Annotated in this window: 24 protein-coding genes; 8 read left to right on the forward strand and 16 right to left on the reverse strand. The window is 52.3% G+C overall.

The window, feature by feature from the left end:
* Positions 1–3: 3 nt before the first annotated feature.
* The 13 genes from prmA to ilvD all read right to left on the reverse strand — a co-directional run bounded on the left by prmA (position 4) and on the right by ilvD (position 13,792).
* Positions 4–861, reverse strand: coding sequence for a 50S ribosomal protein L11 methyltransferase (gene prmA, locus DUE52_RS19485; RefSeq protein WP_114407714.1), 858 nt, complete (start codon positions 859–861; stop codon positions 4–6).
* 107 nt (positions 862–968) lie between these two features.
* Positions 969–2,108, reverse strand: coding sequence for a 2-isopropylmalate synthase (locus DUE52_RS19490; RefSeq protein WP_114407715.1), 1,140 nt, complete (start codon positions 2,106–2,108; stop codon positions 969–971).
* Between the two features lie 40 nt (positions 2,109–2,148).
* Entirely contained in the window at positions 2,149–3,219 is a 1,071-nt protein-coding gene (leuB, locus tag DUE52_RS19495) for a 3-isopropylmalate dehydrogenase (RefSeq protein WP_114407716.1), read from the reverse strand.
* Between the two features lie 100 nt (positions 3,220–3,319).
* A complete protein-coding gene (gene leuD, locus DUE52_RS19500; protein WP_114407717.1) occupies positions 3,320–3,919 on the reverse strand; it encodes a 3-isopropylmalate dehydratase small subunit in 600 nt (199 codons plus the stop codon).
* Between the two features lie 12 nt (positions 3,920–3,931).
* Positions 3,932–5,335, reverse strand: a complete 1,404-nt coding sequence (gene leuC, locus DUE52_RS19505; protein WP_114407718.1) for a 3-isopropylmalate dehydratase large subunit — start codon at positions 5,333–5,335, stop codon at positions 3,932–3,934.
* Positions 5,332–5,682 carry a HepT-like ribonuclease domain-containing protein gene (locus DUE52_RS19510; RefSeq protein WP_114407719.1) on the reverse strand — a complete coding sequence of 117 codons (351 nt, stop codon included), beginning with the start codon at positions 5,680–5,682 and terminating at the stop codon, positions 5,332–5,334. The genes leuC and DUE52_RS19510 overlap by 4 nt, the downstream gene beginning before the upstream one ends.
* On the reverse strand, positions 5,663–5,980 hold the full coding sequence (locus DUE52_RS19515; protein ID WP_114407720.1) for a nucleotidyltransferase family protein: 318 nt from the start codon (positions 5,978–5,980) through the stop codon (positions 5,663–5,665). The genes DUE52_RS19510 and DUE52_RS19515 overlap by 20 nt, the downstream gene beginning before the upstream one ends.
* A 12-nt stretch (positions 5,981–5,992) precedes the next feature.
* Positions 5,993–7,261: a threonine ammonia-lyase IlvA gene (ilvA, locus tag DUE52_RS19520; RefSeq protein WP_114407721.1), complete on the reverse strand. Its 1,269-nt coding sequence runs from the start codon at positions 7,259–7,261 to the stop codon at positions 5,993–5,995.
* A 159-nt stretch (positions 7,262–7,420) separates the two neighbouring features.
* Positions 7,421–8,464 (reverse strand): ketol-acid reductoisomerase, encoded by a 1,044-nt coding sequence (gene ilvC, locus DUE52_RS19525; protein ID WP_114407722.1) that lies wholly within the window; start codon positions 8,462–8,464, stop codon positions 7,421–7,423.
* 40 nt (positions 8,465–8,504) lie between these two features.
* Entirely contained in the window at positions 8,505–9,647 is a 1,143-nt protein-coding gene (locus DUE52_RS19530) for a hypothetical protein (RefSeq protein ID WP_114407723.1), read from the reverse strand.
* Between the two features lie 35 nt (positions 9,648–9,682).
* Positions 9,683–10,216, reverse strand: a complete 534-nt coding sequence (gene ilvN / locus DUE52_RS19535; RefSeq protein WP_114407724.1) for an acetolactate synthase small subunit — start codon at positions 10,214–10,216, stop codon at positions 9,683–9,685.
* A 49-nt stretch (positions 10,217–10,265) separates the two neighbouring features.
* Complete coding sequence (ilvB, locus tag DUE52_RS19540; protein ID WP_114407725.1) at positions 10,266–12,029, reverse strand: biosynthetic-type acetolactate synthase large subunit; 1,764 nt, start codon at positions 12,027–12,029, stop codon at positions 10,266–10,268.
* Between the two features lie 56 nt (positions 12,030–12,085).
* On the reverse strand, positions 12,086–13,792 hold the full coding sequence (gene ilvD, locus DUE52_RS19545; protein WP_114407790.1) for a dihydroxy-acid dehydratase: 1,707 nt from the start codon (positions 13,790–13,792) through the stop codon (positions 12,086–12,088).
* A 166-nt stretch (positions 13,793–13,958) separates the two neighbouring features.
* On the opposite strand from ilvD, the gene murQ reads away from it, so the two are divergent.
* Together murQ and DUE52_RS19555 are read left to right on the forward strand one after the other, a co-directional pair.
* Positions 13,959–14,759, forward strand: a complete 801-nt coding sequence (gene murQ, locus DUE52_RS19550; RefSeq protein ID WP_114407726.1) for an N-acetylmuramic acid 6-phosphate etherase — start codon at positions 13,959–13,961, stop codon at positions 14,757–14,759.
* Complete coding sequence (locus DUE52_RS19555) at positions 14,756–15,775, forward strand: zinc-binding dehydrogenase (RefSeq protein WP_114407727.1); 1,020 nt, start codon at positions 14,756–14,758, stop codon at positions 15,773–15,775. The genes murQ and DUE52_RS19555 overlap by 4 nt, the downstream gene beginning before the upstream one ends.
* A gap of 8 nt (positions 15,776–15,783) precedes the next feature.
* On the opposite strand, the gene DUE52_RS19560 is transcribed toward DUE52_RS19555, so the two are convergent.
* The gene (locus DUE52_RS19560) at positions 15,784–16,797 is read right to left on the reverse strand and encodes a LacI family DNA-binding transcriptional regulator (RefSeq protein ID WP_114407728.1); all 1,014 of its coding nucleotides are present in this window, start codon (positions 16,795–16,797) and stop codon (positions 15,784–15,786) included.
* 109 nt (positions 16,798–16,906) lie between these two features.
* On the opposite strand from DUE52_RS19560, the gene DUE52_RS19565 reads away from it, so the two are divergent.
* The 5 genes from DUE52_RS19565 to bioA all read left to right on the forward strand — a co-directional run bounded on the left by DUE52_RS19565 (position 16,907) and on the right by bioA (position 22,604).
* On the forward strand, positions 16,907–18,304 hold the full coding sequence (locus DUE52_RS19565) for a Gfo/Idh/MocA family protein (RefSeq protein ID WP_114407729.1): 1,398 nt from the start codon (positions 16,907–16,909) through the stop codon (positions 18,302–18,304).
* 73 nt (positions 18,305–18,377) lie between these two features.
* Positions 18,378–19,133 (forward strand): glucosamine-6-phosphate deaminase, encoded by a 756-nt coding sequence (locus DUE52_RS19570; protein WP_114407791.1) that lies wholly within the window; start codon positions 18,378–18,380, stop codon positions 19,131–19,133.
* Between the two features lie 245 nt (positions 19,134–19,378).
* Entirely contained in the window at positions 19,379–20,515 is a 1,137-nt protein-coding gene (locus tag DUE52_RS19580; RefSeq protein ID WP_114407731.1) for an aminotransferase class I/II-fold pyridoxal phosphate-dependent enzyme, read from the forward strand.
* Positions 20,516–20,596: 81 nt separating this feature from the next.
* Positions 20,597–21,241 (forward strand): dethiobiotin synthase, encoded by a 645-nt coding sequence (gene bioD, locus DUE52_RS19585; protein ID WP_114407732.1) that lies wholly within the window; start codon positions 20,597–20,599, stop codon positions 21,239–21,241.
* A 49-nt stretch (positions 21,242–21,290) separates the two neighbouring features.
* Entirely contained in the window at positions 21,291–22,604 is a 1,314-nt protein-coding gene (gene bioA / locus DUE52_RS19590) for an adenosylmethionine--8-amino-7-oxononanoate transaminase (protein ID WP_114407792.1), read from the forward strand.
* Positions 22,605–22,900: 296 nt separating this feature from the next.
* Here bioA and DUE52_RS19595 read toward each other — a convergent pair whose 3' ends face one another.
* The gene (locus tag DUE52_RS19595) at positions 22,901–23,626 is read right to left on the reverse strand and encodes an MIP/aquaporin family protein (protein WP_114407733.1); all 726 of its coding nucleotides are present in this window, start codon (positions 23,624–23,626) and stop codon (positions 22,901–22,903) included.
* A 153-nt stretch (positions 23,627–23,779) separates the two neighbouring features.
* Between DUE52_RS19595 and purB the strand changes: the two genes are divergently transcribed.
* On the forward strand, positions 23,780–25,120 hold the full coding sequence (purB, locus tag DUE52_RS19600) for an adenylosuccinate lyase (protein ID WP_114407793.1): 1,341 nt from the start codon (positions 23,780–23,782) through the stop codon (positions 25,118–25,120).
* 79 nt (positions 25,121–25,199) lie between these two features.
* Here purB and proC read toward each other — a convergent pair whose 3' ends face one another.
* Complete coding sequence (gene proC, locus DUE52_RS19605) at positions 25,200–26,003, reverse strand: pyrroline-5-carboxylate reductase (RefSeq protein WP_114407734.1); 804 nt, start codon at positions 26,001–26,003, stop codon at positions 25,200–25,202.
* Positions 26,004–26,087: the final 84 nt, after the last annotated feature.

Raw genomic sequence — 26,087 nt, forward strand, 5'->3', positions numbered from 1 at the left:
AACCTAAACGGGATCGACCGCCGGTCCGTGGGTACTTTTGATAAATCGTAGTGAAACCCACTTATTTTGGGACAATTGCCCGATTTTCGTCAACCCTTCGGCCAATCCTTTTTCCTCGATATCCAGTGCGTCCTGTTCGTAAAAACCGCTCACCAGCAACGTACTCTCCGGTTTCATCAGCCGGACGTAAACCGGTATATCCTCCAACAACACATTCCGGTTGATGTTGGCCAACACAATGTCGAACCGCTCTGCCGGATCTACTTCATGAATCGTGCCCTGAAAAACGTCGATTTGCGAACAACCGTTCAGTTCGGCATTTTCGCGGGCGTTTTCAATGGCCCACTCTTCAATGTCAAACGCGATCACCCGTTCAGCACCCTGCAAAGCCGACAAGATCGCCAGAATGCCGGTGCCGGAGCCAACGTCCAGCACGGTTTTTCCGGCCGCATCGACGCTCAGTTGATGTTCGAGCATCATCGCCGTCGTTTCGTGGTGGCCGGTTCCAAACGACATTTTCGGATTGATGACGATGTCGTACTGAAAACCGGCATCGGGTTCGTGAAACGACGCCCGAACGCGAATCCGATCCTGCACGTCGATGGGCTGGTAATTCCGTTCCCACTCTTCGTTCCAGTTCTTCTTTTCTAACGAATTGATCTGATAGGCTATTGCGGTTTGATTGGCGTATTTATCGATAACCGACTGGACCGCAGTTTCATCAAAATCAGATTCAGAAATGTAGGCATTCAGGCCTTCGTCGGTTTCCACGAAGGATTCAAAGCCTAATGCGCCCAGTTCGGCCATGAAAATGTCGGTATAATCGGCAGAAAGCGTCAGTTGTAGTTCCGTGTAGTTCATTCGGTAAAGAAAATAAAAAAGGACAAGCTTCCTGCCTGTCCTTTGTAAAACCTGTCAGGTCTTGAAGACCTTGCAGGTGTCTGTTGGTTTCGGTTAGCAATGAATTATCAGCGCACCAGTTCCATCAAATCCTTGTCGTTTACCTCTTTTCGAACATCGGCCATGTCGAGGAAACGCGTGTAGATGGTGTCCAGGGTTGGTTTGTCATACCGATAACCCAGCAATTCAAGCCGGTGTTTCAGGGCGTGACGACCACTGCGGGCCGTCAGCACGATCGACGATTCGGGAACGCCGACATCGTGCGGATTCATGATTTCGTAGTTTTCCGAGTGTTTCAGAAAACCGTCCTGGTGAATGCCCGACGAGTGGGCGAAGGCATTGCGGCCAACAATGGCTTTATTGGCCTGCACCGGCATATTCATCATTTCTGACACCAACTGGCTCACCGGGAACAACCGCTTGGCGTTGATATTGGTCTCAAAACCCAATTCTTTATGCACCTGCAACGCCATCACGACTTCCTCCAGCGACGTATTTCCGGCCCGTTCGCCGATGCCGTTGATGGTCACTTCCACCTGTCGCGCGCCTTGCTGAATCCCGGCCAGCGTGTTGGCCGTTGCCAGACCGAGGTCGTTGTGGCAATGAATGGAAATAATGGCTTTATGAACGTTCGAAACGTGTTCGTATATATATTTGATCTTATTTCCGTACTCATCCGGCAGACAGTAACCCGTCGTATCCGGAATATTCACCACTGTCGCTCCGGCGTTGATCACCGCTTCGGTGAGTCGGGCCAGAAACGCCAGATCGGCCCGACCGGCATCTTCGGCGTAAAATTCCACATCTTCCACATACGTACGGGCGTGTTTGACAGCCGCAATGGCCTGTTCCACAATCTGATCGCGCGTGCTGTTGAACTTGTTCCGAATGTGAATGTCTGACGAACCAATGCCGGTGTGAATCCGCTTGCGTTTGGCGTATTTCAGTGCTTCGCCGGCCGCATCAATGTCTTCTTTTTTGGCTCGAGAAAGCGCGCAGATCACCGGTTCGGTAACCGCTTTCGAGATTTCAACAATGGACCGAAAATCGCCCGGGCTCGAAACCGGAAATCCCGCTTCAATAATATCGACGCCGAGACGCTCCAGTTCTTTCGCCACCACGATTTTTTCTTCGGTAGATAATTGGCTACCCGGCACTTGCTCGCCGTCGCGCAGGGTGGTGTCGAAAATATAAATCCGTTGGCTCATGGTTAATAAGAGTAAATTGGGATAGAGTGTTCTCGCTGAATCAAAGTTTGGAAAGTAGTTGCTTTCCCATGGCTTCCGTACCTAAAATAAGGTCGGCAGCAGTGTTGGAATCCGCAATGTCGCGGGTCCGGAAACCGGCTTTCAATACCTGATCGACGGCATCGACAACGGCTTCGGCTTCGGCTTTCATACCAAACGAAATCTCCAGCATCAGAGCCGCCGACAACACCGACGCCAGCGGATTGGCAACGCCTTTGCCCGTAATGTCGTGCGCGGAACCGTGAATGGGTTCATACAAGCCCGTGGTGTCGCCGATGGACGCCGACGCCAGCATCCCCATCGAACCGGCAATCTGTGAGGCTTCATCGGTCAGAATATCACCAAACAGGTTGCCCGTCACGACCACGTCGAACCGGCGCGGATCTTTGATGAGCAACATCGCAGCGGCATCGATAAACTGGTGTTCCACTTCCACTTCCGGATACCGTTTGGCCACTTCCTGCACCACTTCGCGCCACAGTCGCGACGATTCCAGCACATTGGCTTTATCGACCGAGCAGAGTTTTTTACGGCGCGTCATAGCGGCATCAAACGCCTTGACAGCAATGCGTTCTACTTCGTAGCGGCTGTAGATCATCAGGTCATACGCGGTATCTCCGTCGTCTTTCCGTCCTTTTTCGCCAAAATACACATCGCCCGTCAGCTCACGAAAGAACAGAATATCAGCACCTTGCAGAAATTCCGGTTTGATGCTCGATGCCTGTAGCAGTTCGTCGAACAACTTGATGGGCCGCAGGTTGGCATACAAACCGAGTGCTTTCCGGATACCCAGCAAGCCTTGTTCGGGCCGGACTTTCGCCGATGGATCGTTGTCGTATTTCGGGTGGCCGACCGCGCCAAACAAAATGGCGTCCGACTGCTTCGACTTGGTGATGGTTTCTTCGGGAAGCGGACTGCCCGTGGCTTCGATGGCCGCGTGACCAATCAGCGCTTCGTCGTACGTGAATTCGTGGCCGAACTTCTCCGCAATGCGATCCAGAACCTGTTTCCCAACGGTGGTTACTTCCTGACCAATGCCGTCGCCGGCGATGACTACAATGTGTTTCTTCATTCCTCTTTCAATGAGCGAATGAGTGAATGAGCGAATGAGTGAATAGCTCCGCCAATACCTGCTTCCCGCGAAGCTATTCACTCATTCACTCATTCACTCATTAGAAATTAGCATGGGCTAGATCAAATTTTTTAACTTCTGAACTTAAACTCAACAGGTAATCGATGTCATCGTACCCATTCATCAAACACTGTTTTTTATAGGCATTGATGGCAAATGATTCTTTCAAACCGTTTTCCAGCACAATCTCCTGGTTCACCAGGTCGATGGTAATCTGGGTTTGCGAATCGGCTTCGATGGCTTTGAAGATTTCTGCCAGAAATTCGTCCGAAACCTGGGCGGGCAGCACGAAATTATTCAGGGAATTATTTCTGAAAATGTCGGCGAAAAAGCTGGAGATGACGACTTTAAAACCGTAGTCATGAATTGCCCAGGCGGCATGTTCGCGGCTGGAACCCATCCCGAAGTTTTTCCCCGCAACGAGGATTTTGGCACCGGCGTAGATTGGGTTGTTCAGCACGAAATCGGCTTTGGGCGTATTATCGGCCGTATACCGCCAGTCGCGAAACAGGTTGTCGCCAAAGCCTTCGCGCGTGGTGGCTTTCAGGAACCGCGCCGGGATGATCTGATCCGTATCGATGTTCTCAATCGGCAGCGGAGCCGCCGTCGAGACGAGTTTATGCATGGTTTCTTTGCTCATTCTGAATTTCTATTACACCAGTTCTCTTACATCCGTCACTTTCCCGGTCACTGCTGCGGCAGCCGCCATGATCGGGCTGGCGAGGAATGTCCGTGCACCTTGCCCCTGACGACCTTCAAAGTTACGATTGGAGGTCGAAATGCAGTATTTACCCGCCGGAACTTTGTCTTCGTTCATCCCCAGACAGGCCGAACAACCCGGTTCGCGAAGTTCAAAACCGGCGTCGATAAACACCTGATCCAGTCCTTCAGCTTTGGCCTGATTCGAGACCTGCACCGAACCCGGCACGATCCAGACCTCCACACCTTCGGCTTTGGTCTTGCCTTTCACAAACTCAGCCACCGTCCGCAGATCTTCGATCCGGGCGTTGGTGCAGGAACCGATGAAGACGTAATCGACCGGTTTTCCGATCAGTTCCATGCCCGGTTCCAGGCCCATATACGCCAGCGACTTCGTGTAAGACGCTAGTTCACTTTGTGGTATTTCGCTCAGGTTTGGTACGTGACTGTCCACAGCAATCCCCATTCCGGGGTTCGTTCCGTAGGTAATCATCGGCCCGATGTCTTCGGCTCTGTAGTTCAGTTCCACGTCAAATTCGGCACCGTCGTCGGTTTTCAATTTCCGCCAGCGTTCAACGGCCTGGTCGAAGGCTTCGCCCTGGGGGGCAAACCGCCGGCCGCGAATGTATTCGAACGTCGTTTCATCGGGGGCAATCAGTCCACCGCGCGCACCCATTTCGATGCTCATGTTGCAGATCGTCATCCGGGCTTCCATCGACAACCCGCGAATCGTATCCCCCGCGTATTCAACGAAATAACCGGTGGCTCCACTGGCCGATATTTGCGCAATGACGTAGAGAATAATGTCTTTCGACGTTACGCCTTTGCCCAGTTGTCCGTTGATATTGATCCGCATCCGCTTCGGCTTGTATTGCAGAATACACTGCGTGGCCAGAACCTGCTCCACCTCGCTGGTTCCGATCCCGAACGCGATGTTGCCCAACGCACCGTGGGTGCTGGTGTGGCTGTCGCCACAGACGATGGTCATGCCCGGCAGGGTCAAGCCCAATTCGGGACCAATAATATGAACAATGCCCTGGTATGGATGCCCCAGATCGTATAGTTCTATGCCAAAATCGGTACAATTTTTCCGCAATGTTTCCACCTGATGGCGCGAAAGCGCTTCCTTGATGGGCAGATGCTGGTCTTTCGTCGGCACGTTGTGGTCCGCCGTGGCCGTCGTCCGCGCAATGTTGAAAACCCCGATGCCGCGCTTCCGCAACCCATCGAAAGCCTGCGGGCTGGTGACTTCATGGATAAAATGGCGATCGATAAAAACGGCATCCGGTCCGTCATTCATCGCCTTGACGACGTGGGCGTCCCAGATTTTATCAAACAGTGTTGTGGGCTGGTTCATAAGGTACTTTCTTCTTGCTCGATAATAAAATCTATCCAGGCTTTATTATCTGGAATTTCATTTTGGATAGCATCCCAGATAATTTCATAGTCAATCCCCCAGTATTGATGAATAAGTCGATCTCGCAGCTTGGCAAAACCTGACCAATCGAATTCACGGTACGTATACCGTATTTCATCAGGAATATTTTTACAGGCTTCTCCGACAATTTCAAGACTTCGGACGAAAGCTCGGGTCAAATCGTCGTTGTTAATAAATTCGTCATACGACAGGTTTTCAGACCGATTCAGAATATAAGTCAATTCTTGCTGAATATGTCGTAGAAATTCAACCGTTGAACGGGACATATTCGATCTCTTTTTCTACTTCCTTCCTGACAAAATTGGCCATTCCTTCCCAAGTCAGTAAATCAACTTTTCGATTTAGTAACAATTCCAGATAATCAGCCAGTCTCATAAAGTTTCGAAACGTTTTTTTGCCTTCCTGAAACTCAACAACAAAGTCAATATCGCTATCGTCTTTCTGCTGGTTACGGACAAATGATCCAAATAAGCCTAAACGAGCGGCTCCAAACTGTTTCAGAGCCGATTGATGGGACTCAATTCGTTCTATCGCTTGCTCTTTAGTCTGAACGGTAGTTTTCATCTTGAATCGATTTCAAATCAAAAACTCAAACAAATCCGGCTTGTCGTTCAAATATTCAAACTGGATTTTGGCTTCGCGCATGCGTTCCAGCAAGGCCGCAAAATCCGCTTTGTGTTTTAGCTCGATACCGACCAGTGCCGGCCCCCGCTCGCGGTTGGTTTTCTTGGAATATTCAAACAATGTAATGTCGTCGGTTTCGCCCAGCACATCACTCAGGAATTCGCGCATCGCCCCGGCCCGTTGCGGAAACCGGATGATGAAATAATGCTTCAGCCCTTCATACAGCAGCGACCGTTCCTTGATTTCCTCCGTCCGGGTAATGTCGTTATTTCCTCCACTAATCAGGCAAACGACGTTTTTACCTCTGATTTCGTCTTTCAGAAAATCCAAAGCGGCAATCGTCAAGGCTCCGGCAGGTTCGGCCACAATGGCATCTTCGTTGTAAAGTTGCAAAATCGTGGTGCAAACTTTGCCTTCCGGTATCAGAATAACCTGGTCGAGGTTTTGACGGCATATTTCAAAAGTCGTGTTGCCAGGACGTTTGACGGCTGCCCCATCGACAAATTTGTCAATTTCGTCCAGGGCGACGATATGCCCGGCGTCGATCGATACTTTCATGGAGGGTGCTCCCAGCGGCTCGACGCCAATCAGTTTGGTTCTCGGACTCAACTGCCGAAAAACCGTCGATACGCCGGACGCCAGTCCGCCCCCGCCAATGGCCATCAGCAGGTAGTCGATTTTGAAATTGGAATCCTTGAAAATCTCCAGTCCAACGGTTCCCTGCCCTTCCATGACCTGCAGATCGTCGAATGGATGCACGAAAATGCTCTCGTGCGTATCGACGTATTCCATCGCGGCATGGTAGGCATCGTCGTAGGTGTCACCAATCAAAACCACTTCCACAAACTCTTTCCCGAACAGTTTGACCTGTTTTACTTTCTGATTGGGCGTGGTGGTGGGCATGAAAATAATCCCCTTGACGGCCATCTTTCGACAGGCATACGCCAGCCCCTGCGCGTGGTTACCGGCACTGGCGCAAACCACGCCTTTTGCCAGCGATTCGGCGGGCAGGCTGGCCATTTTATTATACGCTCCCCGAATCTTATAAGACCGTACGACCTGCAAATCTTCCCGTTTCAGGAAAATGGTGGCACCGTATTTATCGGACAGATTCAGATTTTCCTGCAAAGGCGTGTGCGCGATGACACCCCGCAATCGCTCAGCCGCCAGATAGATGTTGTCTACGTCCGGAAAGGTGATTGTTTTCTCCGCTTCTACCACGTTACAATAAGTTAAGACCGGTTTTCCGGTAATTTAAGAGTTTGGGTCGGGCCGCCCTTTTGCGGTTTGAAACCAGGTATTAAAGTTACGCAAGAAAGGGAGAATACGTCCCCTCCATGTCAACCACAAAAAAGTAGCCCGGCCCCAAAATCCTTAAATTTAGTTTCTTTCCGGACGCAGACTGCGAACGGCCGTACCAGCGCGCCACATTTCCGACTCGCGCAATTCTTTCAGTTCTTCTTCCAGTTTTTCGCGGTAATCAGACTGCGAGTTGCGGGTGATCGAGATGTTCGCCTGCTCACCGGCTTTCACAGAATTGTACAGTTGTTCAAAAACCGGCTTAGTGGCATCCCGGAACGGTTTCCACCAGTCGAGCGCACCGCGTTGGGCCGTGGTCGAGCAGTTGGCATACATCCAGTCCATGCCGTTTTCGGCAACGAGTGGCATCAGCGACTGCGTCAGTTCTTCCACCGTTTCGTTGAATGCTTCGGAGGGGGAGTGACCGTTGGCGCGCAACACGTCGTACTGAGCGGCAAAAATCCCCTGAATGGCGCCCATCAGTGTTCCGCGTTCGCCGGTCAAATCAGATGTTACTTCTTTATAGAAATTCGTTTCGAACAGGTAGCCCGAACCCACGCCGATACCCATGGCGATGGCCCGTTGGCGGGCTTTGCCGCTGGCATCCTGATAAATGGCGAAACTAGAGTTCAAGCCTTTGCCTTCAACAAACATCCGGCGCAGCGACGTTCCGGAGCCTTTCGGTGCCACCAGGAATACATCGACATCATCGGGAGGAATAATACCGGTCTGGTCTTTGTAAGTGACGCCGAAACCGTGCGAGAAATACAGTGCTTTGCCGGCAGTCAGGTATTTTTTAACAGTCGGCCAAAGCTCAATCTGAGCGGCATCCGATAGCAAAAAGCAGATAATAGTCCCTTTTTCGAGGGCTTCTTCGATTTCAAACAAGGTTTCGCCCGGCACCCAGCCATCACGAACGGCTTTGTCGTAGGTTTTACCTTTCCGTTGGCCAACGATTACATTGAAACCATTGTCGCGCATGTTCAGCGACTGACCCGGACCCTGAACACCGTAACCGATGACGGCGATGACTTCGTCTTTGAGGAATTCTCTGGCTTTTTCAAGAGGAAATTCTTCGCGGGTTACGACTTCTTCTTCAACTCCGCCGAAGTTAATTTTTGCCATTGCTTGACTGGTTTATTTTAAATTAAAATTGATTACTGCTTTATGGAAAACTAATTGAATACATCAGCGAAATCACGGCACTGCTCAGCAACACCACCCGCAACTGACTGCTTGTCAAATACCGGTGCAGAATGGCCAGCGCGAAAAAGAACGCCATGAAGCCAAACGACAGCGACCGCGTTCCGTCGGCCACCAAAACCGCCACGACCATCGTCAGCAGCCAGGCTCCTCCGAGCAACACCAGTTCCAGCCACTGCCGCCGAACGGCCAACGCCCAGAACGCCACCAGCAAAATGAGCCACATGCCTTCCAGCCCCCGCGCCATCTTGTCGCCCACGTAACTCATGCTCCAGGCCAGCGTGCGGGCCGACCAGGATGCGTCGTGGCCGATTTTCATGCCGTAGGTCAGTTCCAGCCATTTGCGAATACTGCCGTAGATGACCACACTTACCACCAGCGCCACCAGTGGAGCCGGAATCTGCCGAATGTCAAACTTCCGGGTTTGAACCACGGTTTTCAATATCGGCAAGGCATACCACAAACCGATGTACGACGAGTTGATCAACGCCCGTTCGTCGCACCAGAACGCTAGCTGCGTGAATAAAATGACCAGCAGCGGATTCCGGAAATACACGGCTAAGGCCATGAAACAGAACACATACCCGTCGCCGTGGCCAAAATAGTTGATAAAAAACGCGATCCCGGCATAAATAGCCGTAAAGCCCGTCAGGAAATAAAACGTCAGGACTTTATCCTGTAAAATTTTATAAACGATTCCGGTTACCGCCCACAGAAAAACCAACCCGAGCACAACCTGCAACAGATACAGCTTGGCAACGCCCAGCCGGAAAAAATGCACCAGCAGCGGAATCGTCAGCCGAAAGGTCTGGTTCGCTTCGTGTGTTCCAGGTTCATACGTATTGGGTTCGAACAGATGGCCGCTTTGCCGGATGATATCATCCCAGAAAAACCCATCCAATAGCCCCGGACGTCGTATTTCTTCGTATAAATACCGAAACCCGCGGTCGATAAAGATGCTGTTCAGCAGTAGCAGACTACCCATCGAAATCAAAAGAGCCAGGCTTACCAGTCGTATTTTCCAAAACCGGTTATCGAAAAAAACAGAAAGCCGTTGCTCAAGCTGATAAATCGGTGCCGCTAAAGAGGGTGGTTGCTGCTGCATGAACGTGCGTTAATTCGGCCGCAAATATCGCATTTCTACAAATAATATTCCCACTCATACTCAGGCAAATACTCGACCAGTCCCTTTTCGGTTTTACCAACCGCCACCCGGCCCGACCGCACGAACTCCAGAATACCGTGGGGTTTGATGTAACTGAAAAATTCAAAAATCTGCTTTTCCGAACCGGTTTTCTCAATCACGACGTAATCCAGTTGCCAATACACCACCCAGGCATTGAAATTCTTGTTGATGTATTCAATGTCCAGCGGTTTGGATCCCAGTGGCGTGGCAATCTTGAAAAGAGCGATTTCGTTCGACACGATTTCGTCGTTCAGGTATCCGAAAACCGCCATGACTTCGATGATTTTCCGAATCTGGCGTACTAATTTTTCAACCGCTTCCCGCGAGTCGTGCTTGATAACGATGGTAAAGCGCGAAACGCCCATTCGTTCGGTTTCCGAAACCGTCAGACTTTCGATGTTAATCCGCCGACGGGTAAAAATGATGGTAATCCGGTTGAGGAGACCAATCGTATTTTCGGTGAATATGCAAATGGTGTATGTATTCATATTTCGTTTAAACTTTAAACCGCACCGGCGGCCCGGCTCAAATGATACCTCATTCCAACCGAATATCCGCAACACTCGTCCCGGCGGGAACCATCGGGAATACGTTTTCCTCCTGTTCAACAATGATTTCCAGCAGATATGGGGTTTCGGAGGCCAGCAGCGTATCGAGTGATGCCGACAAATCTTCCCGTTTAGCGCACGTATGCCCCACAATGCCGAAGCCTTTCGCAATCGTGATGAAATCCGGATTCTGCAATTCCACGAATGAATACCGGCGTTCGAAAAACAACTGCTGCCACTGACGAACCATTCCTAAATAGTTGTTATTCAGAATGATAATTTTCACCGGGAGTTTATTCTGAGCAATCGTGCCCAGTTCCTGAAGCGTCATCTGGAAACAGCCGTCGCCGATAATGGCAATGACCTCGCGGCTCGGATCGCCCACTTTAGCACCAAAAGCCGCCGGAAGCGCAAATCCCATCGTTCCTAAACCGCCGGAGGTAACCAGACTGTGCGGTTTCTTAAATTCGTAGTAAGCCGACGTCATCATCTGGTGCTGGCCCACATCGGCCACCATCACGGCTTCGCCATTCGTCTTTTTCGACAGCAGGTTAATGGCTTCCGCCATCTTTATTTTTTCGGTCGTCGGAGCCAGTGCGGGCTGCGTAACCTTCTCCTCTTCAATGTCGTCGTATTTCCGAAACTCGTTGCGCCAGGCCGTATGGTCGTTCTCGTTCACCAGTGGCATCAGGCGGTTCAGCACCTCCTTCACGTCGCCAATCACCGGGGCATCGGCCTTGATCACTTTGTCGATTTCCGCCGGATCGATCTCAATATGAACCACTTTGGCCTGCCGGGCAAACAATTCGGCGTTGCCCGTTACACGGTCATCGAACCGCATACCAATGCCAATCAGCAGATCGCACTGGTTGGTCATCACGTTGGAACCGTAGTTGCCGTGCATACCCAGCCAGCCGGTATACAACGGATGGTCGTCCGAAAGCGCCGACTGACCCAGCAAGGTGGTAGCTACCGGAATACCGGTTTTTTCAACAAAAGCGAGCAGTTCTTTTTCGGCTTTGGAAATCAGCACCCCGTGCCCAACAAGCATATACGGTTTTTTGGCCTTGTTGATCAGCTCGGCGGCTTTTTCGACCTGGTCCTGTTTCGGTATCAACCGCGGGCGGTAGGTGCTTACTCGCTCACACTTTTTGTAGTGGAAAGACTTGGTCATCAATTCCACCTGCGCGTTCTTCGTAATATCGATCACCACCGGCCCCGGACGGCCCGACTGGGCGAGGTAAAAGGCTTTGGCAATAATCTCGGGAATTTCGTCGGCGCTGGTGATCTGGTAATTCCACTTCGTAATCGGCATGGTGACGCCAATGACATCGGTTTCCTGAAAGGCGTCGGTTCCCAACAGTTTCATGGCCACCTGACCCACCAGACAAACCATCGGCGTCGAATCGATCAGTGCATCGGCAATCCCCGTCACCAGGTTGGTCGCGCCCGGCCCCGAAGTCACCAGACAAACGCCGGCCCGACCCGTCACCCGGGCATAGCCTTCGGCGGCATGGGCGGCCCCCTGTTCATGACGCACCAGAATGTGGTTCAACCGGTCCTGATAATCGTACAGCGCATCGTACACCGGCATGATGGCACCACCGGGATAGCCGAAGATGGTTTCTACACCCTCTTCCACCAACGCCTGCATGAGTGCTTCGGCACCCGTCAGGGGTTTTAGCAATTTAGCAGACGGAACAGCCGGTTGCGGTTTTTCTGCCGTTAATTCAATGACCGTCGTATTCATCATATTGTCTGTTTATATTCAGTCGGTTAGCACGACTATTTGTTGATTTCTATTCGTTATTATTCATCCGTCACACACCCTTCACTCGCCGAGCTGACCAACTTCACATATTTACGCAGCACCCCATGCGAAGCGGCTGCCTCCATCGGCGGAACGGTCCAGTTGGCCCGGCGTTCGGCCAGTTCTTCGTCCGAAACGTGCATGTGAATCACATTATTGACGGCATCGATCGTGATTTTGTCGCCATCGTGAACCAGTGCAATGTTGCCGCCGTCCTGCGCTTCAGGCGTGATGTGACCCACCACAAAACCGTGCGTTCCACCCGAAAACCGTCCGTCGGTAATCAAAGCCACTTTATCGCCCAGGCCCAGACCCATAATAGCCGACGTTGGTTTCAACATTTCGGGCATTCCGGGACCACCTTTCGGGCCTTCGTAGCGAATGACCACCACGTGACCTTCTTCAATCTCTCTTTTCTGGATAAACTCCAGCAATTGCTCTTCCCGATCGCACACTTTGGCGATGCCTTCAAACCGTTCGCCTTCTTTGCCGGTAATTTTAGCAACGGCGCCCTGCGTGGCCAGGTTTCCGTACAGAATCTGGATGTGACCGGTTTTCTTGATCGGATTGGAGAAAGGACGAATGATTTGCTGGGTTTCGAAGTTCAGATCCGGAGCGTCTGCCAGGTTTTCGGCGATGGTTTTACCCGTCACCGTCATGCAGTCGCCGTGGAGATACCCCGCGTTATACAGATACTTCATCACCGCCGGAACCCCGCCAATCGCCAGTACATCCTCCATGTAGTATTTACCACTCGGTTTCAGATCACCCAGATACGGCGTCCGGTCGCTGATTTCCTGAATATCTTTCAACGTCAGCGAAACCCCGACAGATTTGGCAATCGCGATATAATGCAAAACCGCATTGGTCGAACCGCCGAGGGCCATCACCACCGTCATGGCGTTTTCAAATGCCTTTTTGGTCATGATTTCGCGGGGCGTGATGTTCTTCTCCAGCAGGTTCATCATGGCCGCTCCGATTTTGCGGCACTCTTCCTGCTTGCCTTCGTGCGTCGCCGGATACGAGGAACTGTTGGGCAGACTCAAACCCAGTGCTTCCATCGACGACGCCATCGTGTTGGCCGTATACATGCCCCCGCAGGCTCCTGCGCCGGGAATTGAATTCTGGATAACGCCTTTGTAATCTTCTTCGCTGATGTTGTTGGCAACTTTTTTTCCGTAGGCTTCAAATGCCGACACAATGTCCAGCTTTTGGCCTTTATAACTGCCCGAGCGAATCGTACCGCCGTAGACCAGAATGGCGGGGCGGTTAATCCGACCAACGGCCATCAGGGCACCCGGCATATTTTTGTCGCAACCCACCACGGCGATCACGCCATCATACCATTGGGCGTGAACCACCGTTTCAATCGAATCGGCGATCAGGTCGCGGGAAGGCAGTGAGTAAGACATGCCGTCATTCCCGTTGGTCATCCCGTCGGAAACACCAATCGTATTGAATACCAACCCGACTAACCCACTTTCGTTGACGCCTTTTTTCACATAAGCCGCCAGACCGTTCAAATGGATGTTGCACGGATTGCCGTCGTAACCGGCACTCGCAATGCCGATCTGGGGTTTTTTCATGTCATCTTCCGTCAGACCAATGCCGTAAAGCATGGCCTGCGCAGCCGGGTTGCTGACTTCCTGCGTCAGGGTGGCACTGTACCGGTTCAACTGGGTTTTGTCGGGGGCTATAGTAGTCATAATTTCAATTAGCGAAAATTCGCTGAAAGCGTAATTTAAGTCAAAGGAAAAAAAATGAAATGAAATACGCAAGACTTTTTGACGGATTTTTTAGCATTTTTTTTCACTATGCGTAGATACTATAGAATTGATTGTACTTTTGATAGACATAAAATAGAACTATACAATGATTACCGAAAACGCATCCCACTACGATCACCTGGAGCAAATGTCCGTGCAGGAACTGCTGACCAACATCAACGCGGAAGATAAAACTGTTCCTTTGGCCGTTGAGCAAGCCATTCCGCAAATTGAAGCCCTCGTAACGGAGATCGTCAAACGGATGAAAGAAGGCGGGCGGTTGTTCTATATTGGTGCCGGAACGAGCGGTCGGCTGGGCATTGTCGATGCGTCAGAGTGCCCGCCTACCTACGGGGTTTCGCCCGATCTGGTCGTCGGTTTGATTGCCGGTGGCGACCGCGCCATTCGCAGTGCCGTCGAAAACGCCGAAGACGATTCCGAACAGGCCTGGAAAGATTTGGCACCCTTTCACATCGACCCACTGGACACGCTCATCGGTATTGCCGCATCGGGCCGGACGCCTTACGTCATTGGCGGTTTACAACAGGCCCGCAAAGCCGGTATTCTGACGGGCTGCGTCGTTTGCAACCCCGGATCAGCGGTAGCCCAAGCCGCCGAATTCCCGGTCGAAGTGGTGGTTGGGCCGGAATTTGTGACGGGCAGCACGCGCATGAAATCGGGAACAGCGCAGAAACTGGTTCTCAACATGATTTCAACCTCGGTGATGATTCAACTGGGCCGGGTGAAAGGCAACAAAATGGTCGACATGCAACTGACGAATCACAAACTGAAAATCCGGGCCGCCAACATGGTGATGAGTGAAACCGGTGTGACGCGGGAACGCGCCGAGGAATTACTGGCAAATTATGGAAGTGTTCGGAATGCGATTTTGAATTCATCTCTATGAAAGCCATTATTCAAACTACGCTTCACCAACCGGCGCAATACGTTGACGTTGAAACGCCCGTTGCCGGACCGGGCGAAGTGATCGTGCAGATCAAAGCCGCTGCGATTAATCACCGGGACGTTTTTATCCAACACGGTTTGTACCCCAAAATGCAATTGCCGGTCATTCTGGGCTCCGACGGGGCCGGCGTCGTCATTGAAACCGGCGAGGGTGTCGATCCGGCCTGGCAATCGCAGGAGGTCATCATCAATCCCGCGCTGAACTGGGGTTCGAACCCCCACTTTTATGGCCCGGATTTCAAGATTCTGGGTATGCCCGACAACGGTACTTACGCCGAATATCTGAAAATTAAAGCCCACTACCTGCACCGGAAACCGGCTCATCTCACCTTCGAACAGGCAGCCGCCCTCCCCCTGGCGGGTTTGACTGCCTGGCGTACTTTGATGACCCGCGCTACCCTGCAACCCAGTCACCCGGAGCGGGTTCTCATTACCGGCATCGGCGGAGGAGTGGCTCTAACGGCCCTGCAATTCGCCGTGGCCGTTGGTGCGGAAGTCTGGGTGACGTCCGGTTCGGAGGAAAAACTGCAACGGGCGCTGGATTTGGGCGCCACCGGCGCAGTAATCTACCGCGATGCGGATTGGGCAAAAACACTGCTGGCCAAAACCGGGAGCGGCAAGGGCGGTTATTTCGACGTCATCGTTGACAGTGCCGCCGGGCCGGGGTTCGCCAAACTGGTCGATGTGGCCGCGCCGGGCGGACGGATTGTTTTCTACGGCGGCACAACTGGCAACATCACGGATGTGGCTCCCTCCAAAGTCTTCTTCAAACAACTGAACATCTACGGAACGACAATGGGCACCGACGCCGAATTTGCCGATATGACCCGGTTTGTCGACACAAATCAGTTGGTTCCCGTGCTGGATGAGGTGTTTCTATTGGCCGACGCCGAACAGGCGCTCCGGAAAATGGAAGCGGGGAAACAATTCGGAAAGCTGGTTTTGCAAGTTTCCTGAGCAAAGATTCAACGCCGGGTCGACTCCCGGACGATCAGCCGGGCCGGTAAAATCACCTCCTGAGCTTCGACGTTTTTCCGGGTCATGTGTTTCAGTAACAATTCACAACTGATTTTTCCGATCTCGAAAGCTGGTTCGGCCACAGTCGTCAGGGTTGGGGAGATAATCTGCGACATGGGGTCATTGGTAAAGCCGATGACGCCCACCTCTTTTCCAATCTGAACCTTGCGCTCTTTCAATGCCAGCATGGCGCCAATCGCTTTTCGGTCGTTGACGGCGAATAAGGCATCCGGTTTTTCGGCCAACTCCCATAACCGGGCCACATCTTCAAAACCGCATTCCTGCGAGAAACCGGAGTGAATAATCCAGTCGAATTGAACCGATAACCCGCTGTTTGTCAACGCATCTTCATAGCCTTTCCGGCGTTTGTGGGTAAACGTCAATCCATCGGGGCCGGCAAGGTGCGCAATCCGCCGATAGCCCTGATCGATCAGATGCTGCGTGGCTTCGTAGGCCCCGTGGTAATCGTCCTGCATGACTTTGGAAGTCAAAACCGCATCGGCAACCCGGTCAAAAAACACCACCGGGATTCCATTTCGGATCAATTCTTCAAAATGCGCATACGAATCGGCCTGGGACGATACCGACACCAGCAAACCGTCCAGACTGCTCAGGGAAAGATCCTGAAGAATCGCCTGCTCGCGTTCCGCCGAATCGTTGGTAATAAACACAATCAGGTTGTAGCCGTTGGCGTTGGCCACCTGTTCGATCCCGGTAAAAACCGTCGAAAAATAATAGTTGGTGATGGCGGGCATCAACACGCCAATGTGGTGCGACTGGCTTTGCACTAGCCCAATCGCGTTGAAGTTGGGCTTATAATTCAGTTCCACCGCCTTCGCCAGGACCTTTTCCCGCGTCTTCGGATTGACATCGTACGCATCCCGCAAAGCGCGCGAAACCGTCGACACCGAAATGGCCAATTCCCGGGCAATGTCCTTGATGGTAATGTAATGGCGTCGCATCAGTGGTTTTCGGTAACGTTCTCGCTACTTTATCCGGCAAATTAATTGATTCCGCCAACGAATTCTACTTACTTCGATTCCTGACTGATTCCGCTAGACCCTGATACCCATGAACAAGAAACGCCGGGATTTTCTGAAACTGACCGGATTGGCCGGTGCCGGACTCTCCACCGCGCCGTTTAGCTACGGTTTGCCGACCGTAACCCAGGCCCCGCGCCCGCCCAAACAGACGTTTAACATGTGTGGCTACAGTGCCCCAAAAATCGATACCGTTCGGATCGGTTACATTGGCGTTGGCAACCGGGGCGCCGGGGCGTTGCAGCGCATCGTTCACCTGGACAACGTAGTCGTTCAGGCGGTGTGTGACATTCGACCGGAACGCGTCGAGCAAGCGCGGAAGTCATTGGAAAAAACCGCCCACCGTCCCACCTATTACAGCGGGAAAGCTGATAGCTGGAAAGCCCTTTGCGACCGGAAGGACATTGACCTGATTTACATCTGCACACCCTGGAATCTGCACACGCCGATGGCGTTGTACGCGATGGAGCAGGGCAAACACGTGGCCTGTGAAATTCCCATTGCCACGACGGTCGACGACTGTTGGAAACTGGTGGAAACCTCCGAACGAACCAGGCGGCACTGCATGATGCTGGAAAACTGCTGCTACGATTTCTTCGAACTCCTTACGCTGAACATGGCGCGGCAGGGCTTTTTCGGGGAACTGGTTCACGTGGAAGGCGCGTATATTCACGACATTTTCGACTCCTTCTTTGATAAAAGCAAACGCTATGACCTCTGGCGGCTGAAAGAAAACCAGCGCAACGGCAATCTGTATCCGACGCACGGTTTAGGCCCGATTGCGCAGGTGCTCGACATCAACCGGGGTGATCAGATGGATTACCTGGTGGCGATGTCCAGTCAGGATTTTATGATCAGCAAAAAAATCAACGAGTTGGCGGCACAGGATGCCGATTTTAAGCAATTTCAGGGCAAATCATTTCGGGGTAACATGAACACGACCACCATTCGGACCAAAAAAGGCCGGACCATCATGTTGCAGCACGACGTCAGTTCACCCCGGCCATACTCCCGGCTTCACCTCGTCAGCGGGACGAAAGCCACTGCCCAGAAATATCCCCTGCCGGGCCGGATTTCGACGGGCCATGAGTGGTTGTCGGAAACCGCCTATCAGGAACTGGAAAAGAAATACCAGCCGGAAATCGTCAAACGTGTGGGCGAACTGGCCAAACAGGTCGGTGGCCACGGCGGCATGGATTTTCTGATGGACTGGCGACTCATCGACTGTCTGCGCAACGGCTTGCCGCTCGATCAGGATGTCTACGATGCCGCGCTCTGGAGCAGCATCGGGCCGCTCAGCGAATGGTCGGTTGCGCATCGGTCCAACTCCATCGACGTGCCGGATTTCACCGGCGGTTCCTGGAAAACCAATAAACCGGTCGACATCAGCCTGACCACGGGCGGCACCACCGGTATCAAAGGTTTGTAGACCGGAGGTAATGACGCCCTTCAAAACGACTTTTCTTAAACCCGAACCCCAAAAACCGTATTCCATCGTATTTATGAACATTCTGATTTCAAAAACCAGCGAAGAGCTTGGCACCATTGCGGGAAAGGAAACCGCTGATATCATCCGCCAGGCCATTGCCGACCGGGGGCAGGCGAACATCATCCTGGGAACCGGAACCAGCCAGTTCGCAACGCTCGAACAACTGATTCGGGAGGACATTGACTGGAGCCGCGTGGTGATGTTCCACCTGGATGAGTACATCGGTCTGCCGATTTCCCACCCGGCCAGTTTTCGCAAATACCTGCAGGAGCGGTTTCTGGCCAAGGTTTCACCCTTAAAAGCCAGCTACCTGATCGACGGCGAAATTGACCCTCAGGAAGAAATCCGGCATTTGGGTGACTTCATCCGTTTGCACCCCATCGACGTCGCCCTGGTCGGCATTGGCGAAAACGGGCATCTGGCCTTCAACGACCCCCCCGCCGATTTTGAGACGGAAGAACCGTATTTGATCGTCGATCTGGACACGGCCTGTCGACGCCAGCAGTTCAACGAAGGCTGGTTTCCGTCGCTGGAAGACGTTCCTGCTCAAGCCATTAGCATGTCGGTTCGGCAAATCATGAAATCACGGCATATCATCTGCTCAGTTCCGGATGCGCGAAAAGCCCAGGCGACCAAAGACACGCTGGAGCAACCCATCAGTCCACTTTTTCCGGCCAGTATTCTGCGATCTCACCCGGCTTGCTCTCTGTATCTGGACGAGTCTTCGGCCCACTTGCTGGCGGTAGAAACCGGTCAAAAGGAAGGCTGATCGAGACACGCGACACGCTCCCCGGATGGTTTGTTTCGAGGCAAATCCATCATTTGTACACCCAAACACAACCCTTTGATAATCAGGCGATCAGGCGCTATTAAATACCCCTTTTCTACAAAAAAGCTAAAACAGAGCGACTTATCCACATTCTCGTGTGGATAAGTCTTGATTTCATCCCATTTGTCCACATCGTTTTTCATCACCAGCTTCCTGATTACCTTTGTGAATAATCTGAGAATAAGGTGATAAGAGCGGATACTGCGGTACTGGAATTGCTGGAAAAACGTCGGGAAGCCGGGCTACTCCGGCGTTTGAAAAAGCCCGAAAACTTACTTGATTTTTGCTCCAATGATTACCTCGGACTGGCGCGGTCAGTGGCCTTGCGCGACGCCATTGCCCAGGCCGTTGCGAGCCACTCGGTCTTGCTAAATGGGGCCACCGGTTCGCGCTTACTGGCCGGGAATTCGGCCCTGGCCGAAGAGCTGGAAACCGAAATTGCCGCCTTTCACGACGCCGAAGCCGCCCTGATTTTCAACTCCGGTTATGACGCCAACATTGGCCTGCTGGCCAGCTTACCCCAACGGGGCGACACCCTGCTGACGGATGAGTTGATTCACGCCAGCATGATCGATGGTGCCCGACTGAGTGTTGCAAATCGCTTTAAATTCCGTCATAACGACCTGGAAGATCTTGAAAACCGCTTAAAACGCGCTACTGGCACGGTTTACGTCGCCATTGAATCCGTCTATTCCATGGACGGTGATCTGGCTCCCTTAACCGAAATCGTTGACTTGTGCGAACGCTACGAAGCCGCGCTGATTGTGGATGAAGCCCACGCAACGGGGGTTTTTGGTGTCAGAGGGACAGGGTTGGTGCAGGCACTCGGTTTGCAAAACCGGGTATTTGCCCGGGTTCATACCTTTGGCAAGGCGCTGGGTGTTCACGGGGCGGCTGTGGTCGGATCGGCGGCATTACGCGATTTTCTGATTAATTTTGCCCGCTCGTTTGTGTATTCGACGGCTTTGCCCCCGCACAGTTTGCTGGCGATTCAAAGTGTTTACCGGTTTTTGCCGCAAAACCAGCCGCTGATTGACCGATTGAAGGTCTTGCGGACCTATTTTCAGCAACAAATTCGGGAACGACTACCACACACGGAATGGACTTCGGTTGAAAGCCCGATCTTGGGGTTGATCGTGCCGGGGAATGACGCGTGCCGGGCAGTAGCCACGCAACTCCAGCAAGCCGGTTTTGACATCCGGCCCATCGTGAGTCCGACGGTTCCGGTGGGGCGCGAACGGCTGCGGATTTGCCTCCATACGTTTAATTCGGAATCAGAAATTGATTCGTTGGTGCAGACGTTAAAACATAGTAGTGGATAGGAACACGGATTGAACGGATGAAACAGATAAAAATCCGCGCCAATCTGTTCAATCCGTGTTCCTATCTCAAACCCTGGTAACATGCATAACCCGTTAAAACTGATCGTGGCCGGTATTGGCACTGAAATCGGCAAAACTGTGGTGTCGGCCATTGTTGTGGAAGCGCTGCAGGCTGATTACTGGAAACCGGTACAATCCGGTGCGCTCGAAGATTCGGATCGCGAAACCGTCCGGCGGCTGATTTCGAATCCCGTTAGCCAGTTCCATCCGGAAACCTACCGGCTGCGGGAACCCTTATCACCCCACGCGGCTGCAGCTATCGACGGCGTTGACATTTCGCTGACAGCCTTTGAATTACCTCAAACCACCAATCACCTGGTCGTTGAACTGGCGGGCGGTTTGATGGTGCCGCTGAATGACCAGGATTTGATAATCGACCTGGTGAAACAATTGAATCTACCGGTTTTGCTGGTTTCCAAACACTATTTGGGCAGCATCAATCATACCCTTTTGTCGGTAGAAGCGTTGCAAAACCGCTCTATTCCCATTGTGGGAATCGTTTTTAACGGCCCCGAAACCCCGGCAACCGAAGATTTCATTTTGAACTACACGGGCTTGACAAGTTTTGGGCGGATTGAGTGGGAAACGGAAGTTACGAATGGGTTTGTCAGTCGGAATGCGGGTAAAATGAGAACGTTATTTGAAAAATACGATGCCGGTTTATGATGAAGATAAAATAAAGCCGTCAGGTCTTCAAGACCTGACGGCTTTGAACTTGGGGGAATTGGCCGAACGCGACAAAGCCGTTATCTGGCACCCGTTTACGCAGATGCAAACCGCTCCGCTGCCGATTCCGATTGTTCGCGGCCAAGGAACGCTGTTGTTCTCGGCAGACGGAACGACGTACATCGATGCGGTTTCGTCCTGGTGGGTCAACACGCACGGACATAGTCATCCCTACATTGCGGAGAAAGTAGCGAAACAACTTCACACACTCGAACACGTCATTTTTGCCGGTTTTACGCATCAGCCGGCCGTTCAACTGGCCGAGCGGCTCTTGCCGATTTTACCGGACCATCAGAAGAAAGTTTTCTATTCTGACAATGGCTCGACGGCGGTGGAAGTGGCACTCAAAATGGCGTTTCAATACTGGCACAATGTGGGAAAACCGCGTCGGAAGGTCATTGCGCTGGAGGACGCCTACCACGGTGATACGTTCGGGGCCATGGCGGTTAGCGGACGAAGTGCCTTCACGGCCCCCTACGTACCGTTTTTATTCGATGTTGAATACATTCCTACGCCCGTTCCGGGACAGGAGCAGGCGGCTTTGGATCAAATGCAAGCGTTGCTGAGCGACGATGTGGCGGCTTTTATTTTTGAACCACTGATTCAGGGCGCGGGCGGGATGGTGATGTATCGACCGGAAATTCTGAGTCAACTCATCGAAATGGCCCGCAGCCACGGCGCGCTAATTATTGCCGACGAGGTGATGACCGGTTTTGGCCGGACGGGGAAATTATTTGCTTCGCATCATCTCAGCCACCAACCCGATCTGATGAGTTTGTCGAAAGGGCTGACCGGCGGAACGATGGCACTGGGTGTAACGACCTGTACGAACGCAATTTACGACGCCTTCAAATCCGAAGATAAATACAAAACGCTTTTCCACGGCCACTCGTTTACGGCCAATCCGCTGGCATGCACGGCGGCCCTCGCCAGCCTCGACCTCCTGCTTTCGGACGAAACCCAGGCATCCATTCAGCGAATCAGCCAGCGGCATGTAGTTTTTGCGGAACAACTTGGCCATAAACCGGGGGTCAAAAACGTTCGGCAGCGGGGCACCATTCTGGCGTTCGATCTGGATACCGATGGTCAAACCAGCTCCTATTTCAGCAATATCCGCGACATAGCGTATCAGTTTCTGCTCGAACAGGGCGTTTTGATGCGGCCGTTGGGGAACGTGCTGTATATTCTACCACCCTATTGCATAACCGATGAGGAGTTGACGACGGTTTATTCGGCCATCGATAAATTGCTTCACTATATCACCCAAAATGACCCGTCTCTACGGGACTCATCCCCCAATTAACGAACATATTTCCTACAAAATGGTCCCTCCCTACGGGAAGGATGGTAAAACCAGGCTTCCACACGAAAATCAAACAATCCCGTAGGGATGATCCATTTTGTAGAAACCACGTACACAGAATACCCAAAAATCCCGTAGGGATGACCCATTGTGTTGGCACGAAATAAACCGTCCCTACGGGCTTCCCCTCTATAAACGGACACGGTTGCTACAAAATGGTTCTTCCCTACGGGAAGGATGGCGCAACCGGGCTCATGGGTAAACCTAGGCAAGGTAAAATGGAAATCGAGGTTAGATTACAACGCGTACCACCGAATCAGCAAACCGCCCAAAACCGCTCCGATTATTGGCCCGACAATCGGTACCCAGGCATAGCCCCAATCCGACGACCCTTTTCCGGGAATCGGCAACAGGGTGTGCGCAATACGGGGTCCCAGGTCGCGGGCGGGATTGATGGCGTAGCCGGTGGTGCCGCCCAGCGAAAGGCCAATACTCCAGACCAGCACGCCCACCAAATACGGGCCTAAACCGATGGCGATGGTGCCAAGGGCTTTGGCGGAAATCCCGGCAATGCCGATGATGAGCGCCAGCGTGCCGATGGTTTCACTGATGACATTCCCCAGGGGATGGCGGATGGCCGGATCGGTGGAAAAAACCGCTAGCTTGGCCCCCGGATCGGGCGTGGCCGCCCAGTGGGGTAAATATTGAAGCCAAACCAGCACCGCACCTAAAAATGCGCCGATGAGTTGCGCCGGGATATAGGTCGCCATCTTGCTGAAATCACCGGTGGCCACGGCGAAAGCCACGGTAACGGCCGGATTCAGGTGTCCATCGATGCTGCCGAAGGCCTTGGCAACGAATACGCCCATCGTGACGGCAAAAGCCCAACCGGTGGTGATTACAATCCAGCCGGATGATTCACCCTTGGTTTTCTTCAGGACGACGTTGGCAACAACACCGTCGCCCAATAAAATTAAGATCATGGTTCCAACCAATTCACCAAGGAAGGGAGAAAGTTGCATACAAAAAAGGATGGGTTTAGGAGTACGGCGAAAAGCCTTATTAAGTCAATAAAATATTCGTTCTGTCATAAAGCCGCCAATATACAGGAATTTTACTTATTCTGGAGAGTGGTTTCGGGCGGTTCCGTTAACTTTGCGTTTTCTTTTTTACCTATGCAACTTTCCGCGCTTACCGCAGTATCCCCCCTCGATGGCCGTTACCGCCGTCAAATTGAATCGCTGGCTCCTTATTTTTCCGAATGGGGGCTTATCCGTTATCGCATTCGAATTGAGATAGAGTACTTTATCGAACTCTGCGAACTGCCCCTGCCCCAGTTGAAAGACATCGATCATGCGGTTTTTCCGAAATTACGGGGGTTGTACGAGAATTTTTCGGAAGCGGATGCGCTGCGGGTGAAAGAAATTGAACGCGAAACCAACCACGACGTCAAAGCCGTCGAGTATTTCATCAAAGAAAAACTCGCCGATCTGAATATCTCCGACCACCTGGAGTTCATTCACTTTGGCCTGACGTCGCAGGACATCAACAACACCGCCACGCCCCTCCTCCTGAGCGATGCGATGGCCAATGAAATCGAGCCGCAATACCGGGAAGTATTCATGAAATTGCAGGAGCTGGCGGAGAAATGGAAAAGCATTCCGATGCTGGCCCGCACCCACGGTCAGCCAGCCTCGCCGACCCGGCTGGGGAAAGAACTACTGGTTTTTTGCGAGCGGATCGAGAAGCAGCTTTTCATGCTATCAACCATTCCGGTATCGGCTAAATTCGGAGGTGCCACCGGCAATTTCAATGCCCATTGTGTCGCCTACCCGAACATCGACTGGAAATCGTTCGGCGATGATTTTGTGGAAAAACTGGGACTGGAACGCAGTCAGCACACGACCCAAATCGAGCATTACGACATGATGGCGGCTACGCTAGATGCCTTCAAGCGCCTGAATACGATTCTGATCGATCTCAACCGGGATATGTGGGCATACATTTCGATGAACTATTTCAAACAGCAGATCAAAGCGGGGGAAGTGGGCTCGTCGGCGATGCCGCACAAAGTCAATCCAATCGATTTTGAAAATTCAGAAGGGAATCTGGGGATTGCCAATGCGGTTTTTGAACACCTGTCGGCGAAATTACCGATTTCCCGGCTCCAACGCGACCTGACGGACTCAACGGTTTTGCGCAACCTCGGCGTTCCGTTCGCGCATTCGCTGATTGCCTTGAAATCGCTGCTGAAAGGCCTGGGAAAACTGCAACTGAACGAAGCCGCCATCCACGCCGATCTGGAAGAGAACTGGGCCGTGGTGGCCGAAGGCATTCAAACCATTCTCCGGCGCGAAGGCTATCCAAAACCGTATGAAGCCCTGAAGGACTTAACCCGGACCAATGAAAAAATCACGGCGGACACCATCGCCCGGTTTATCGACGGACTGAATGTGGCGGAAAATGTGAAAGTGGAATTACGGGCGATAACGCCATATAGTTATACGGGGATTTAACCCTGACAGCGGCCAGAGGCCCTGTCAGCGGTTTAAATCCCCGTCAATTACAAACCGCTGACAGGGCCGCTGGCCGCTGTCAGGGTTTGCTCAATTCCGTGGCCCGGAACTGGGCGGCTTTGATGCCCGCGATCAGCGTATCCGACAAACCGCCTTCTTCAAACCGTTTCAGAGCCGCTTCCGTTGTGCCGCCTTTGGAGGCCACGGCTTTGATCAACTCGTCCAGGGATTTATCGGCGGTATTGATCAAATGGAAAGCGCCGAGCATGGTTTGTTTCACCAGCAACGAAGCCACCGAATCATCGAAGCCCATTTGTTTCCCGGCTTCAATCATCGATTTTACGAGGTAGTAAAAATACGCCGGGCCGCTGCCACTGAGGGCCGTAACGGCGTCCAGCAAGGCTTCATCTTCCAGGAAAATGGACCGGCCCGTCGCATTGATCAGGTTTTCGACTTTCCGTAAATTGCTTAAATCCACTTCTTTGGCTGCCGTAAAACCGGTAATGCCCATGCCCAGCATCGCGGGCGTGTTGGGCATAGCCCGAATCACCAGCCGGTGATCGAGTTTTTCCTGAATGGTCGCAATCGGAATGCCCGCCATAATCGACAACACAACCTGTTGTGGTCGGATGGTCTCCCGGAGTGCTTCCTGTAAACTGTTAAAGTCCTGGGGCTTGACGGACAAAATAATCAGATCAACCTCGGAAACCCGGGAACTGACGGTATCGGCCACCACGCCGGCTTTCTCTGCTTTTAAGGCTTCGGAACGTTCTGCGCTTTTCTCGACAAGCAGCAAATCCTCTTTTTTTACCAGATCATATTGCAAAAAAGACTTGGCAAAAGCCATGCCCATGTTGCCGCAACCGACGATCGCAATCTTCATAATTAATGAGTTTACGGTTTTCGGTTTACAGTTTTCGGTGGCTGACGCATTCTTACCTGTGCGTGCGTCAGCCACCGAAAACTG

The sequence above is a fragment of the Larkinella punicea genome, from assembly GCF_003334855.1.
Classification (GTDB): domain Bacteria; phylum Bacteroidota; class Bacteroidia; order Cytophagales; family Spirosomataceae; genus Larkinella; species Larkinella punicea.